Raw genomic sequence first — 15,013 nt, 5'->3', positions numbered from 1 at the left:
ATTCACGTGACCCCTGCACTGGTGCCAGGGTGCATGTCACCGGGTACTTGTACGCTCTTTGAATGGCAACAGAGACAGAACGGCCCGCGAGGCTCGTCAAGTCGAAGCAACGTGTTGCCGATCACGGTGAGGTCTTCACGCCTGGGTGGCTCGTCGCAGACATGCTCGATCTGGTCAAGGCGGAGACGGAACGCATCGACGCACGTTTCCTCGAGCCCGCGTGCGGGTCCGGCAACTTTCTCGTTCCTGTTCTTGAACGAAAGCTCGCCGCTGTGCAGGTGCGGCACGGTCGCAGTGACTTCGAGAAGCGGCATTACGCGCTCTTCGCCCTCATGTGCGTCTACGGCATAGAGCTTCTCGCCGACAACGCCGCGGAGTGCCGAGAGAACCTGCTGGAGACCTACTCGCGCTTCCTCAATGCCGAGCCAGATGGTGTGTGGGCGAAAGCCGGCGCCGCGGTGCTTGCCGCGAACATCGTGCAAGGCGACGCCCTGAAGATGACGGATGCGTCGGGCGACCCGATCACGTTCCCGGAGTGGGGTTACCTCGGTCGCGGCAAGTATCAACGCCGGGACTTCAGCTACGACAACCTCACCCAGCGCGCCTCGTTCCAGGGGACGCTCTTCGACGCGCTTGAGGAACACGAGGTCTTCGCGCCCGTGCGCACGTATCCGCCACAGACGGTGCAGGAGATCGCGGCATGACCGACGTCGCAACCAAAGCGGAGTTCTCGCTTCAAGGGCACAACCCTGACGTGCTGACGTGCATAGCGAATCTCTCGAACGACGAGGTCTTTACGCCGCCAGAGTTCGCGAATCGCATGCTCGATACCCTCGCGGATGCCTGGGCTGCCGAGAATCACGGCGCGAACATCTGGGCGAACCCGAAGGTCACGTTCCTCGACCCGTTCACCAAGTCCGGCGTGTTCCTGCGCGAGATCGTCTCCCGACTGACCGACGGACTCGAGAAATGGATGCCCGACCTCGAGTCCCGGGTCGACCACATCTTGACGAAGCAGGTCTTCGGCATCGGTATCACGCAGCTCACGTCGCTGTTGGCTCGGCGCAGCGTCTACTGCTCGAAGGACGCGACCGGAGAACATTCGATCGCGAAGAGCTTCGATCGGGACTGGGGAAACATCTGGTTCGAACGCACGGAGCACACCTGGGTTGACCGGGAGCGAGTGCTTCGAACGCCTCCCCAAACTGGCCGAAAAGTGTGGGTCGACCTGATCCGGAGCGGCAAGTGCAAGTACTGCGGCGCCTCTGGAGCCGAGTACGCCCGCAGCGATTCACTCGAGACGCACGCGTACGCCTTCATCCACACCGACGACATCAAGGCTCGAGTCAACGAGCTGTTCGGAGCCAAAATGCAGTTCGACGTCATCATCGGGAACCCTCCTTACCAACTTGGCGATGGAGGCGGAGAGGGCGCCAGCGCAATCCCGCTCTACCACCGATTCGTGGAACAAGCGAAGAATCTCGACCCGAAGCAGCTACTGATGGTCATCCCCGCCAGATGGTACTCCGGCGGCAAGGGTCTCGACGAATTCCGGGCCTCCATGCTAGAGGGCGAGGGCCTCGCTGAAGTTCATGATTTTCCCGAAACAGACCTAGTGTTTCCCGGCCTGAATATTCGAGGCGGCGTTTGCTATTTCCGGTGGGCCGTCGATCACACAGGACCGATGTTGGTAGCCAACTATCGGAAGAGCGGCGCTCCAAATGTTGCGATTCGTCCCGCCCTTGAACCCGGAAACAGAACTTTTGTACGGGATAACCAAGCCATCTCGATACTATCCAAAGTCCGGGCTCTCAACGAGCCCGTTATGTCGTCTCGTGTTCAGTCGAGGAACCCGTATGGAATTCCTTCCAATTTCACGGCTTTCTCGACGACAAAAGACTCAAAGCACACTGTCCTTCTATACCGGAGCAGGCGCGGATCGACAAAGGACAGAGAAGTCTATATATCCGTCGATCAGATCGCATCGAACGCCAAGTTTAAGGATCGCATAAAGGTCCTTGTATCGAAGGCAAGCCCTGGTGGTGATGAGTACCCGCACGCCGTTCTCGGCAGGCCATTCGTATCCGACGTGGGGTCGGTGTCGACGGAAACCTATCTCATAGTCGACTTTGTCGACTCCCTTAGTGAGGCACAGCACCTCATGGAGTACCTGCAGACACGCTTCTTCCGCTTTCTTGTTTCCCTAGTGAAGACAACCCAGAACATCTCGAAGGGGTCATTCGCGTTCGTCCCTGTGCAAGACCTGTCTCGGCATTGGGATGACGCTGCGCTCTACTCCAAATATGGCATCACTGCAGATGAGGTCTCCTTCATCGAGAGCATGGTCCGTCCGACTGAGCCGACCGATGTCTAGGCCCAGAACAGACCTCTTCGCGCCGAAGCCAGCGCTTCGGCTCCGCATCGACGCATGCGAAGTCCACGACGAGGCGTACGCCAGTCGCCTGAAGACGAGCCCAACCAATCCGGACGTGAAGGTTCATCTCGCCCAGCACACGAGGACCGCGGGTGGCCGACTTGAAGAGCACATCGGGTATTTGGCTCCACAGAAGTCCTGAGTGGCGGTGAGACACTTGCCACGTGACCCGTTGAGCGCCCTGCCGTCGCGCGACCTAGCGACACGGCGCATTTATGGCTACCGCTTCCTCGTTGACGGGCTTCGCGACCGCCTAAAGGTAGGTCAGACAGAGCGTACGGTTCGTGATCGAGTGTTTGAGCAGATCAGGACCGCTGGGCTCGCGAATCTGGTCGAGATCGAGTTCAGCGAGCCTGCCGTCGATGACTCTGGCCGCCCTTTCCGAGACAGCGACGTGCATGCCGAACTGCAGAGGCTGCCCGGGGTCAAACGCATCGACACGGGCGGCGGAAACGAATGGTTCACGTGTTCACCCGAACAACTGCGGACGGCTTACGCCAACGTCGTGGGTCGAACGTCGTTCACCCCCGGACGAACCGAACGGTTCGCTCCTCGCGACGAGCAACAGTGCGCGATCGACCGGGCATCCGCGTATTTCCGTGCAGAATGGGCCTTCAACCCTGAAGCGGTCCCACGCTATTTGTGGAACGCGAAGATGCGATTCGGCAAGACGTTCGCAGCCTACGAACTCGCCCGCGAGCTCGGTGCGCAGCGAGTCCTTGTTGTTACCTTCAAGCCCGTTGTGGCGGACGCGTGGCGAACAGATCTAGAGTCGCACGTCGATTTCGAAGGGTGGTCCTTCCGCTCATCTGGCGATGCGAGCTCAGACACAAGCCCGAGTGAGGCTAAGCGTCTCGTCTACTTCAGTTCATTTCAGGACCTTTTCGGTAGGGACCCGGAAACGCACACCTTCAAAGCACGTCATCAGTGGATCGAGGACACACCGTGGGACCTGGTGATCTTCGATGAGTTCCACTACGGCGCATGGCGATACGCCGACGAGGAGCTGGTGGCAGGCGAGACGAGACACGGAGCCTTGGAACTGGCAGCGGAGTACTCGGAGGATGCAGATCAATACGAAGAGGATCTGGATGAATGGGGGCGAGACGAGCGTGACTTCCTCCCGTTCAAGCATGCAAGAGCCTTCCTCTATCTCTCTGGGACGCCGTTTCGCGCGCTAGCGTCCGGACAGTTCCGCCCCGAGCAGATATACAACTGGACCTATACGGATGAGCAACAAGCCAAGTCCGACCACGACAGGTCGCATCCGGGCGAAGCGAACCCTTATGCGGCGCTCCCCGAAATGAGGCTCTTGACTTACGAGCTTCCTGATCAGCTCCGCATAGCCGCAGGAAAGAGCCATCGAAACGAGTTCGATCTGAACGAGTTCTTCAGGGCTACCGGTGCTGGGAGCCGTGCGAAATTTGTTCACGCGGACGACGTTCAAGCATGGCTGACCTGGATGCGCGGACAAGATTTTGACAGCGCGCTACAGACCGTTGACAGCGGGAAGCCATTTCCATACGCGGATACAAGCGTGCTCGCCTACATGAATCACACTGTGTGGTACTTGCCGTCGGTCGCGGCCGTCTTCGCGATGCGGAATCTGCTCCGAGAACCGTTCAACCAGGGAAATCTCTGGGGTGGCTTCGATGTACTAGCCGTTGCCGGCGAAGGCGCTGGAACGGGGGCGGCCGCCCTGCCTCCGGTTCGCGATGCGATCGGGTCGGGCTACGACTCGAAGACGATCACGCTCACATGCGGCAAGTTGCTTACCGGAGTCACAGTTCGGCAGTGGTCCGCGATACTCATGCTCTGCAATCTCTCGTCGCCGGAAACGTATTTCCAGGCTGCGTTCCGTGTCCAGTCCTCGTGGACGCTGAAGAACCCGAACGGCGACGATCCGCACGCCGAGCGCATTGAGAAGCCAGCGTGCCTCGTCATCGACTTCTCGCCCAACCGAGCGCTGCGGCTGTATGCGGATTATGGCCTTCGCCTTGGGCAGGGGGCCGATCCGGAAGCAGATCTCGCGGATCTGAACAGGTATCTGCCCGTTCTCGCGTTCGACGGCACGCGGATGAACATGGTCAACACGGAACAAGTTCTGAATGTGGCGCTCGAATCTGCGTCCGTTGACACTCGACAGATGGTGTCGCGGCAGTTCATCAACCCTTGTGCACTCAGGGAGGCGCAGCTCGTACCAGGTGTCCGTGACGCATTGCTCAAAATACGCCTGAAGAGTGGATCTCGAGCTGAGGGGACAGCGTCCGCGACCATCGCATCCAACCCAGAGCTGACTCCAACAAGTGGCGCTAGCACTCCAAGTACGAGTGACCCCTCAAGCGAAACTGAGCGTGACGAGCGTGACGATGCTGAAGTCGACTTGACCGAGCGCCTTCAGTTCCTCGCCAAACGCATCAATGCATTCATGTACTTGTCGCGGCGATTCGAAAAGACCCTTCAAGACGTCCTGACTACTGATGAAACAGAACTCTTCGAGCAGGTCATGCATTTGAGCACCGATGAGATGCAGGCACTGGTCGACGCGGGCTTGTTCAATCAGGCAGCACTTCGCCTAGCCATCCTGCAATTCTCCCGCGCAGAACGGTGGTCCCTTTCGCAGTACCGTCCCTCTGACCTCTCGTTGAAGGAAAAGTCGAATGACTAGACCTGAGGCCGACCTCTTCGCGCCGAAGCCGGCATCCCGGCTCCGCATCTACGCGTACGAGATCCATGACGAGGCCCACGCTGGTCAGCTGAAGGTCGGCCAGACCACACAGGACGTGAAGACCCGCGTCGTCCAGCAACTGAAGACCGCAGCGATCACGAACTACGCGATCGTGCTCGACGAGTCCGCGGTTCGCGACGACGGCACCTTCTTCACCGACTTCGACGTTCGGAATGCGCTCAAGCTGAAGGGCTTCGACAACCCGACGCTGGAGTGGATGGAATGCACCGTCGCTGACGTGCAGACCGCCATCACCGACCTGCGCTCGGGCAAGGTACACACGGGCACCCACCACCTGACCTTCCCGATGCGCGACGAGCAGCGGGATGCCGTCGACAAGACGTACGACTACTTCCAGTCCATCTGGGCCGAAGATGACGATGCCGTTCCCGAGTTCCTCTGGAACGCGAAGATGCGCTTCGGCAAGACCTTCACCGCATACCAACTGGCGAAGAAGCTGAAGGCTCACCGAATCCTCGTCGTCACGTTCAAGCCTGCCGTCGAGGATGCCTGGCGCACCGACCTCGAGTCGCACGTCGACTTCGACGGGTGGCAATACATTTCCGCCGACGCCGGTGGGGATCCTTCGAAGACCGATCCGGAGCATCCGCTCGTCTTCTTCGGCTCGTTCCAGGACCTGCTCGGCCGGGACGCCGCTGGCGGTTTCAAACCGAAGCACAAGTGGCTCACCGAACTGACCTGGGACCTCGTGGTCTTCGACGAGTACCACTTCGGCGCCTGGCGCGACGCCGCCAAGGAGCTGTTCGAGGGCGAGGACGAGAAAGCCGAGAAGAAGGAGCTCGAGCAGGAGTTCGGCAAGAACCTCGAGACCTTCGCGCAGGAGACCGAGGAACTCGGCAACGACGAGGATGCCTTCGTGCCGATCAGGGCCGGCGCGTACCTCTATCTCTCCGGCACGCCGTTCAAGGCCCTGGCGACCGGCCGGTTCATCGAGGAGCAGATCTTCAACTGGACCTACACGGACGAACAGCGCGCCAAGGCGCGGTTCGCGGCGGAGCATCCGAACGAGCGCAACCCATACGGCGCACTCCCGGAGATGCGACTCCTCACCTATCAGATGCCTGAAGAACTCGTCTCGATCGCCCACCAAGGCGAGTTCGATGAGTTCGACCTGAACGCGTTCTTCGAGGCGAAGGGCGAGGGCGCTGACGCCCAGTTCGTGCACAAGGATGACGTGCAGAAGTGGCTCGACATCATCCGCGGCTCGTACTTCCCCACGCAGGTCGACATGCTGAAGGTAGGAACGAAGCCACCGTTTCCCTACTCGGATGTTCGGCTGCTGCCCTACCTTCAGCACTCGATCTGGATGCTGCCGCGGCAGGCATCCTGCGCCGCCATGGTCAATCTGATGGCCGAGAAGCAGAACGTGTTCTGGCATGACTACACGGTCGTGAACGTGTCTGCGCCGAACGTGGGCATCGGACTGGATGCCCTGCCGCCGGTGCGCAAGGCGATCGGCAACGGCTTCGACACGAAGACCATCACGCTCACCGTCGGCAAGCTCACCACCGGCGTCACTGTGCCGCAGTGGTCGTCCATTCTGATGCTGCGCAACCTGCAAGCGCCGGAGACATACTTCCAGGCCGCGTTCCGCGTGCAGTCCCCGTGGTCGATCAGCAACCCGAACGGTGATGACCCCAATGAGGAAGAGGTGCTGAAGCCCGTCTGCTTCGTCTTCGATTTTGCACCGACACGAGCTCTGCGTCAGATCAGCGAGTACGGCACCGGCCTTGCGCCCGAGGACAAGAACCCCGAGCACGCCGTCGAAGAGCTCGTGAAGTTCCTGCCCGTGCTCGCCTACGACGGGTCACACATGACCCAGGTGGATGCCGGCGGCATCCTCGATATCGCCATGGCCGGCACCTCCGCCACCCTGCTCGCGCGCAAGTGGGAATCAGCCATTCTCGTCAACGTCGACAACGACACGTTGAAGAAGATCATGGCGAACGAGGCAGCCATGAAGGCCGTGATGAATATCGAAGGATTCCGCTCTCTCGGAGAGTCCATCTTCGAGACGGTCGTCAATAAGAGCGAAGCGGTCTCGAAGACGAAGAAAGAGAAGGGCGACCAGATCTCGACTGCTGAGAAGAGGGAACTCTCCGACGAGGAGAAGGAGTTCAAGAAGGGCCGCAAGGCCATACAAGAGAAGCTGATCAAGTTCGCCACGCGCATTCCGGCGTTCATGTACCTCACCGACTTCCGCGAGAACACCCTGTACGACGTGATCACCAAGATCGAGCCGGACCTCTTCAAGGCTGTGACCGGCCTCTCGGTTGCGGACTTCAACCTGCTCGTCTCGCTCGGCGTCTTCAACGCCGGCCACATGAACCAAGCCGTGTTCGCGTTCCGCCGCTACGAGGATGCTTCGCTCGCCTACACGGGTATCGCGTCTCACAAGGGCCTGCGCCACTACGGCCTGTACGACACAGTGGTCGCAGTCGAGAAGGTGCACTGAGGCCCTCGCCGTCACCCCACGACACCCGATTCCCGGCGCACCGTAGCGTTGTACGCATGCCCGACCAGGAACGCCGCCCCGACTTCGAGACCCGCCAGATCCACGCCGGAGCCCTGATCGACGCCGAGGCGCACGCGCGGGTCACGCCGATCTACCAGACGGCCGGATACCTGTTCGAGAGCTTCGACGACGGCGAAGACCTCTTCGCCGGACGCAGCACACGCCGCGCCTACTCACGCAACGACAACCCGACGAACGCGGTCGCCGGGCGACGCATCGCGGATCTCGAGGGCGGAGTCGACGGCATCCTCGTAGCCAGTGGGCAGGCCGCGATCGCCGCAGCGCTGTTCGCGCTCGCTCAGGCGGGCGATCACATCCTGGTGACGCAGTCGCTGTACGAAGGCACGCGCGAGATGTTCCGCGGAACGCTCAAGCGGCAGGGGCTCGACGTCGAGTACGTGCCGGATGCCGCCACCGACGAGGAGTGGGCATCCCGCTTCCGTCCCACCACGAAGGCGATCTACACCGAGACGCTGCCCAACCCGCTGAATCAGGTCACCGACATCGAGCGCCTCGCGCGCATCGCCCACGCCGGCGGGGTGCCGCTCGTGGTCGACAACACGGTGCCGACGCCGTACCTGGAGCGTCCGATCGAGCACGGAGCGGATGTCGTCATCCACTCCACCTCGAAGTGGCTGGCCGGACACGGGTCGGTCATCGGTGGCGCGGTCGTCGACGGCGGCACGTTCGACTGGGCGGCGAACGCCGAGCGGTTCCCGCAGCTGACGGAAGCGCCTCGGGACGGCGTGCCGTCATTCGTCGAGAAGTTCGGGGCATCCGCGTTCGGGGCGTACATGCCCAGCGTGATCGTGCTCGAGTACGGGCCGACCGTGCCGCCGACCAGTGCGTTCCTGCTGCTTGCCGGCATCGAGACGCTGTCGCTGCGGATGGAGCGGCATGTCGCGAACGCTCAGCGCGTCGCCGAGTGGCTCGCCGGCCGGCCCGAGGTGGCGGCGGTGCACTACCCGGGGCTGGCATCCAGCCCCTATCACGCGCTCGCGCAGCACTACCTGCCGCTCGGGCCGGGCTCGATCGTGAGCATCGATCTCGCCGGCGGACGGGATGCCGCCCGCCGCTTCATCGACGCCCTGCGGCTCATCTCGCCCATGACCCACATCGGCGACGTGCGCTCGCTGGCGATCCACCTCGGTTCGACCATCCACGGCAAGCTCACCGAGCAGGAGCGGCTGGATGCCGGCATCACGCCCGGGCTGATCCGCCTGTCGATCGGGCTGGAGAGTGCGCGGGACATCACCGAGGACCTCGAGCGGGGGCTGGCGGCGGCTGCCGCTGGTTGAGCCCGGGCGCCCGAAGACTCCGGTCTGTCAGACTGGACGCATGGATGCTGCTTCGCTCCTTGATGCCGAGGCGATCCGGAACGCCTGCAAGCAGTACGGCGTGGAGCGGCTCCGTGTCTTCGGTTCGGTGCTCACCGACCGTTTCGACCCGCAGACGAGCGATGTCGACTTCCTCGTCACCTTCCAGCCAGGGCGAGAGAACTTGTTCCACGACTACTTCGATCTGAAGTTCGAGCTGGAACGAATCGTTGGCCACGACGTTGACCTCGTGATGGAGCGGTCCGTGAAGAACCCATTCTTCAGGACGTCAGCCATGGCGACCGCACAGGACCTCTTTGCGGCTTGAGGCGGGTGTGCATTCTGGGATGCTGCCGAGGCGGCTCGACTCGTGGACGAAGCCAGGGGCGCCGCTGGACTGTACTGCGGTTCTACTCAGCCCGCAGGGTGACCATCGGTATTGCTCGGGCAGCGGCTACCCCGGCGGACGCTGGTTTCGCTCCCTAACGCCCCTCCACCCGCCGCTGCGCGGCGCGCGGAGCCTCCGGCGTTGGGGGCCCAGGCTCAACCAGCGGAGATACCAGCGGACGCTGGTTTCGACAGGCTCAACCAGCGGCTGCGCGAGCGGATGCCCGCACCACGCGCTCGATGCGACGCACCGCCTCCACGATCGTGGAGGGGTCGCACGCGACGTTCACCCGCACGAATCCGGCGCCTCCGGTGCCGAACGTCGGGCCCGAATTGAAGGCCACGCGTCCCTCCTCACGGAGCATGGCGGCGGGATCGTCGCCGAGGCCTGCGTCGCGGAGGTCCAACCAGACCAGGTAACCGGCATCCGGGGTTACGAGTCTCGCCTCGGGTACACGGGCGGCCAGCTCGGCCCGAAACAGCTCGATGTTGGCGACCACCTGAGCGATCGCCGCATCGCGCCACTCGGTGTCGTCGAACGCGGCGATACCCGCGTGCAGCCCGAGGATGCTCGTGCGCGCCGCCGTCTCTTCCGGCAGCCGCTCCAGCAGGGCGGCAGTACGGTCGTCGGCCGCGACGATCCACGCGCACTTGAGCGCGGCGAGATTCCACGCCTTGCTGGCGCTCGTGACGGTGGCGCTGCGCGCGCCCGCTGCAGCCGCGACCGGCGCGAACGGGGTGAACGAGGCATCCGCGTGCGCGAACGGCGCGTGCACCTCATCGCTGAGCACCGGGACGTCGTAGCGCGCTGCGAGCTCAGCGAGCGCGTGCAGCGTCTCGCGGCTGTGACATCGTCCGGTCGGGTTCTGCGGGTTGCAGAGCAGCATGGCGTCGGCGCCGTCGGCGAAGGCGCGCTCGAGGCAGGGGAGGTCGAGCGTCCATCCGGATGCCTCCAGCAGCGGCACCTCGACGACCGTTCCGTTCGCCTCGCCCACCATCTCGTAGAACGGCGCGTACACCGGCGGGGTCAGCACGACGCGCGCGCCGACGGGAGGCACCAGCAGCCGCAGCGTCTCGACGATGCCGACCGTGACATCGGTCGCCAGGTGCACGCGATCCGGGTCGACTCTCCAGCCCCAGGAGCGCTGCGCGAACGCGGCGAAGGCCGGCGCGAGGGGACCGGGCCCGTCGAGGTAACCGGTGTCACCGGCGAGCAGGGCGCGGGAGACGGCATCCACCACCGCTTTCGACGGCTCGAAGTCCATCTCGGCCACGAACAGGGGGAGCACATCGGGCGCGTAGCGGCGCCACTTGATGCTGCCGCGCTCGGCGCGCAGCCGCTCGATCGGACGGGTGGCCAGGTGGTTCACTTCGACGGTGCCTTCGGTGGAGATTCGTACCCGTCGAATCTATTCGGGCGACGGATGCCCGCGACAGTTGAGCGACGCCGCGTTACGTCGCCGTCGCCCGCAGGCCCGCCCGCGTCGGGTCGGCGCCGTGTCGGCCACGACGACGAGGCCGGGGCTCGCCGGGGACCGGAACGGACCTCCGCAATGGCCGTCGACGTGACATCCGACCGGAAACAGGCCGAATCGGGCGTGTTCTCGGGCGGAGAGCACGATCTGTCATGTTGGCGGGTTGAGTTCGGCCGGGCTGGCCGGCACTCGGGCCAGCGCGGCGGTAGGCGCAGGCTTTCGGCCGGCCTGGATGCTCAGCGGGCGCGGGCGCGGGCCGCCCGGTACGCTGCGCGCTCGCCCGAGCTCAGGTGCTCAGTTGCGTACGAGAGCATGACGGCGGGCATCCGCTCCGCGTTCGCGTCCAGGAAGCCGATGAGCAACCCACGGTCGACGCGTTTGCCGACCTCGCGGAGCATCCACCCGACGGCCTTCTGCGTCAGGTCGCGGCGGTCGCCGATGTCGAGGACTCTGGATGCCAGCTCGAGCGTGGTCGAGGCGTCCCCGCGCTTGATGAACGCGAACGTCGAGAGCATCGCGACGCGGCGCCACCACAGGTCGTCGGAGTCGGCGAGCTCGAAGAGGATGAACCGCGGCCGGTCGACGAGGTACTCGCCGAGCACGTACTCCGCGGAGGCGTCGACGAGGTCCCAGTTGTTCACGCGTCCGGCGCGAACGGCGTTCAGGTAGAACGCGACAAGGCGCTCGCGCTCATCGTCGTCGCGGGTGCGGGATGCCGACGCGCGCGCGAATAGAGCGTTCAGCGCAATGAGACCCGTGAGTCGGTGCTCGTGCACGTGGCTTTGCAGAAGTTCGTCGATGCTCTCGAGCGAGAGCGGGCCGAGCCGCTTCACGATCGCCCGCACGGCGGGCACGCGCACGCCGATGAAGACGTCGCCCTCGCCGTACTCGCCCGGCCCCGTCTTGAAGAAGCGTTGCAGGAAGGCGGCGTCGCCGGCATCCGCGGCGTCCTTGAGCGCAGCCATGACGTCGATCGCCGGGCTGTTCGCTCGTTGGCCGTTGCCGCTCGCACGCCGGACGCTCGCGCCGTCGTCAGGGCCGCCGCCCGCGGTCCTGCCGTCGCTTCCACGCCCGCCGTTTGTGGCGTTATCGGCGTCTGGCCCGCCCGGTCCGTTCATAACTCCTGCAGTCTGCCGCACGCCTCGGACGCTCGCCGCGCGCTTCCGCGGAACAGCATCCATCGCCGCCGCATTATGCAGGAGTTATGAACATGGCGGAACGGTGACGCCCCATCCCGCGCCCCGCGGACGTGCGCCTCGAACCGCGCTCACGGGCTCGGCCGGGCGCGCCGGAACGAGGCGGGCCTGCCGGCATCGCGGCGACCCGCTGCGCGCGCATCCGCCAGGCCGACCCGAACACGCGAGATCCCGTCTCACTTGCAGAAAATGCGCTCCGTTCTGAAACGAAGCGCATTTTCTGTCAGTGAAGCGTGATCTCGATAGGCCGCAGCCGCGAGCGCCCGGGCGCCCGATCGAGGGGCCCGGCAGCCTGCCGGATCAGTACCAGCCCGAGGACTGCGAGTGACCCCACGCGGCGCACGGCGTGCCGTAGGAGCCGGAGATGTAGCTGAGGCCCCAAGCGATCTGGGTGGCGGCGTTCGTCGCCCAGTCGCTGCCGAAGGCGGCCATCTTCGATCCTGGAAGCGCCTGCGGAATTCCGGTGGCGCCGCTGCCGGCGTTGTAGGCCTGATAGCTCCAGCCGGACTCGCGGTTCCACAGGCTGTTCAGGCACTGGAACTGGTCGCTGCCCCAGCCGTACTTGCTGGCCATCATCGACTGAGCGACAGCACGGGCGCCGTCGGGGGTATTGGCCTGCGCGAGCGCCTGGGCTGCCGCTTGGGCCGCGGCGGCGGCTTCGGCTGCGGCCTTGGCAGCGGCTTCCGCAGCCGCCTGCTGCGCGGCCTTGACGGCAGCATCGTGCGCCTCGGCTGCCACGTCGGCCTTCTCGACCGCGTTGTTCGCAGCGACGGTCAGCTTCTGCAGCGTGCCGGCATCCGATGAGTAGTTGTTCTTCAGCGCGGAGATCGCGTTGCTGAGCTCGGTCGTGTCCGCGCGGCCCTGTACCTGCTCGACGGTGATCTGCGCGACGGCCAGCGCATCGAAGGAGTCCTGGGCCGCCTTGTGCTGCACTGCCATGGCGGCGATCGGGGAGCCCTTCTGCACCTCCGATGAGGCGCTGGTCGTCTGCTTCGACGGCTCGGCGTAGGCGTTCTGCACCACGACCGGCGTGACGACGGCGGCAACGGCGACGGCGACGACGGCGGCCGAGCTGAAGGCCCACGCGCGCTTGTGCTGCGCGATCGCGCTGGCACGGCGGTGACGGGCGGACTTGCCGAGGAGGGGACGAAGGGTGTTTCTGAGGCTTTCGGGGGTGATACGCGTGAGGAAGGTCAAAAGGTTCCAATGTTCGGGATTTCCCCGCGTCTTCCGCTCGGATACGCGCGCACGCGGTCATCCGGGCAACGGATGCCTGACACACGCACTCACACGCGCCTCACCATCCGGGCGGGCCGGGTTCCACCCCACGCGGCGCACCCATCGGACACACCATTCGCGCCATGCCGGCACACCGCCGTGTGGGGGCACGACGGTGGCCGCAACGCGCGGAGAGCGCGCCGGCAAGACGCCCCTCGAACACAGCAGGCGGCGTTCGTCGGGTTGGGGGCGTTCGTCGAAACCGCATCCCGCCCAAGGGTTCGTCGAGGCGGAATGCCGTAAATCCGACGACTCCGACACGGTACTTTTTCGCACTGGACGGGTTGTGCACAGAGCATCCGAGAGCGCTGAGAGCAGTTTTTCGGCGGAATTACGCGGATCTGGGGCCGTGGATCACGATGTCACGAAAATTGCAAGTCGATTCATCCGCATATGTCGGTCGATTGACAGGTTCGGCGGCCCGGCGGCGATGGGCGAAACTGGCCCGCAGCGGCCAGGGGCGAAACCTGCGGCCACGGCCCGGGCGAACCCGGCGGCCGCCGCCTACGGCGAGACCGACAGGAACAGGAACGCCGCGAAGATCACCAGGTGTACACCGCCCTGCAACTTCGTCGCCCGGCCCGGGACGACCGTGAGGATGCTCACCACGATCGAGAGCAGGAGCAGCACGATCTGCGTCTCGCCGAGTCCGAGCACGAGTTGTCCGGGCATCCAGATCGATGCGACGGCCACCGCGGGAATCGTCAGCCCGATGCTCGCCATGGCCGACCCGAGCCCGAGGTTCAGGCTGGTCTGGATGTGATTGCGCTGGGCTGCGCGAACCGCCGAGATCCCCTCCGGCAGCAAGATGACCAGCGCGATGATCACGCCGACGACGGACTCCGGGAGGCCGAGAGCCACCACACCGCCCTCGATCGACGGCGACTCGAGCTTGGCGAGGCCGACCACCGAGACCAGAGCGACGAGCAGCAGCACGAGGCTGATCAGCGTCGCTCCGAGCGTCGGCGGCTCACCGTGGTCGTCCTGATCCTCGTCGTCATCGCCGATCACGCCGCCCGACTCGGTCACCGGCAGGAAGATGCGTCGATGCGAGATGGTCTGCGTGATGACGAACAGCACGTACAGCGCCAGGGAGGCGATCGCGGCGAACGTGAGCTGCGTCGGCGAGAACCGCGGGCCGGATGCCTCGGTGAAGTCCGGCAGCACGAGACACAGCACCGCGAGCGTCGACACGGTCGCCAGAGCCGCACCCGACCCCTCCGAGTTGAACCGCACCGTGCCGAACTTGAACGCTCCGATCAGGATCGACAGTCCGACGATGCCGGTCGTCGTGATCATGAACGCCGAGAACACGGTGTCGCGGGCGAGCGTCGCCGCGTGCTCGTCGCCTCCCGCGGAGAGCGACACGATGAGGCCGACCTCGATGATCGTGACGGCGACGGCGAGGATGAGCGACCCGAACGGCTCGCCGACGCGATGCGCGATCACCTCGGCGTGATGAACGGCGACGAGGATGGCGCCGATCAGGATGACCGCGAGCAGGATCGCGAGCCCGACCCCCGGCTTCGTGTCCCACGCGAGCACGAGCGCGATCGCTGCGATCACCGGCACGGCGACGGGAACCCACCTGCGGATCGCACGCGTCGCCGTCATCCCTCCATCTTGTCAGCCGCCCTTTCCGGCGCCGCGCGGCTGCGCCGTC

At 64.6% G+C, this 15,013-nt stretch carries 10 protein-coding genes; 6 read left to right on the top strand and 4 right to left on the bottom strand.

Annotated elements, in window-relative coordinates; genetic code table 11:
* The first annotated feature begins 62 nt into the window (after window positions 1-62).
* The 6 genes from ACTHNC_RS06625 to ACTHNC_RS06600 all read left to right on the top strand — a co-directional run bounded on the left by ACTHNC_RS06625 (window position 63) and on the right by ACTHNC_RS06600 (window position 9,342).
* Window positions 63-704 carry an SAM-dependent DNA methyltransferase gene (locus ACTHNC_RS06625; RefSeq protein WP_440293805.1) on the top strand — a complete coding sequence of 214 codons (642 nt, stop codon included), beginning with the start codon at window positions 63-65 and terminating at the stop codon, window positions 702-704.
* Window positions 701-2,374, top strand: a complete 1,674-nt coding sequence (locus tag ACTHNC_RS06620) for an Eco57I restriction-modification methylase domain-containing protein (RefSeq protein ID WP_440293804.1) — start codon at window positions 701-703, stop codon at window positions 2,372-2,374. Before ACTHNC_RS06625 ends, ACTHNC_RS06620 begins: the two co-directional genes overlap by 4 nt.
* A gap of 352 nt (window positions 2,375-2,726) precedes the next feature.
* Window positions 2,727-5,102, top strand: coding sequence for a DEAD/DEAH box helicase family protein (locus tag ACTHNC_RS06615; protein ID WP_440293803.1), 2,376 nt, complete (start codon window positions 2,727-2,729; stop codon window positions 5,100-5,102).
* On the top strand, window positions 5,095-7,638 hold the full coding sequence (locus tag ACTHNC_RS06610; protein ID WP_440293802.1) for a DEAD/DEAH box helicase family protein: 2,544 nt from the start codon (window positions 5,095-5,097) through the stop codon (window positions 7,636-7,638). Before ACTHNC_RS06615 ends, ACTHNC_RS06610 begins: the two co-directional genes overlap by 8 nt.
* A 56-nt stretch (window positions 7,639-7,694) precedes the next feature.
* Window positions 7,695-8,996: an O-acetylhomoserine aminocarboxypropyltransferase/cysteine synthase family protein gene (locus ACTHNC_RS06605; RefSeq protein WP_440293801.1), complete on the top strand. Its 1,302-nt coding sequence runs from the start codon at window positions 7,695-7,697 to the stop codon at window positions 8,994-8,996.
* Window positions 8,997-9,036: 40 nt separating this feature from the next.
* Window positions 9,037-9,342 carry a nucleotidyltransferase family protein gene (locus tag ACTHNC_RS06600; protein WP_440293800.1) on the top strand — a complete coding sequence of 102 codons (306 nt, stop codon included), beginning with the start codon at window positions 9,037-9,039 and terminating at the stop codon, window positions 9,340-9,342.
* 256 nt (window positions 9,343-9,598) lie between these two features.
* Here the strand turns inward: ACTHNC_RS06600 and ACTHNC_RS06595 are convergent, their stop codons facing one another.
* From ACTHNC_RS06595 to ACTHNC_RS06580, 4 genes are all read right to left on the bottom strand, one after another.
* Window positions 9,599-10,771, bottom strand: a complete 1,173-nt coding sequence (locus tag ACTHNC_RS06595; RefSeq protein WP_440293799.1) for a MalY/PatB family protein — start codon at window positions 10,769-10,771, stop codon at window positions 9,599-9,601.
* Window positions 10,772-11,112: 341 nt separating this feature from the next.
* Window positions 11,113-11,841, bottom strand: a complete 729-nt coding sequence (locus ACTHNC_RS06590) for a DNA alkylation repair protein (protein ID WP_440293798.1) — start codon at window positions 11,839-11,841, stop codon at window positions 11,113-11,115.
* A 531-nt stretch (window positions 11,842-12,372) separates the two neighbouring features.
* A complete protein-coding gene (locus tag ACTHNC_RS06585) occupies window positions 12,373-13,269 on the bottom strand; it encodes a phospholipase (RefSeq protein ID WP_440293797.1) in 897 nt (298 codons plus the stop codon).
* A 585-nt stretch (window positions 13,270-13,854) separates the two neighbouring features.
* A complete protein-coding gene (locus ACTHNC_RS06580; RefSeq protein ID WP_440293796.1) occupies window positions 13,855-14,964 on the bottom strand; it encodes a calcium:proton antiporter in 1,110 nt (369 codons plus the stop codon).
* Window positions 14,965-15,013 lie beyond the last annotated feature (49 nt).

This window comes from Humibacter sp. (assembly GCF_051954055.1).
Lineage (GTDB): Bacteria > Actinomycetota > Actinomycetes > Actinomycetales > Microbacteriaceae > Humibacter.
Note: the sequence above shows the minus strand (reverse complement) of the source record. Positions and strands in the feature narration are given on the sequence as shown.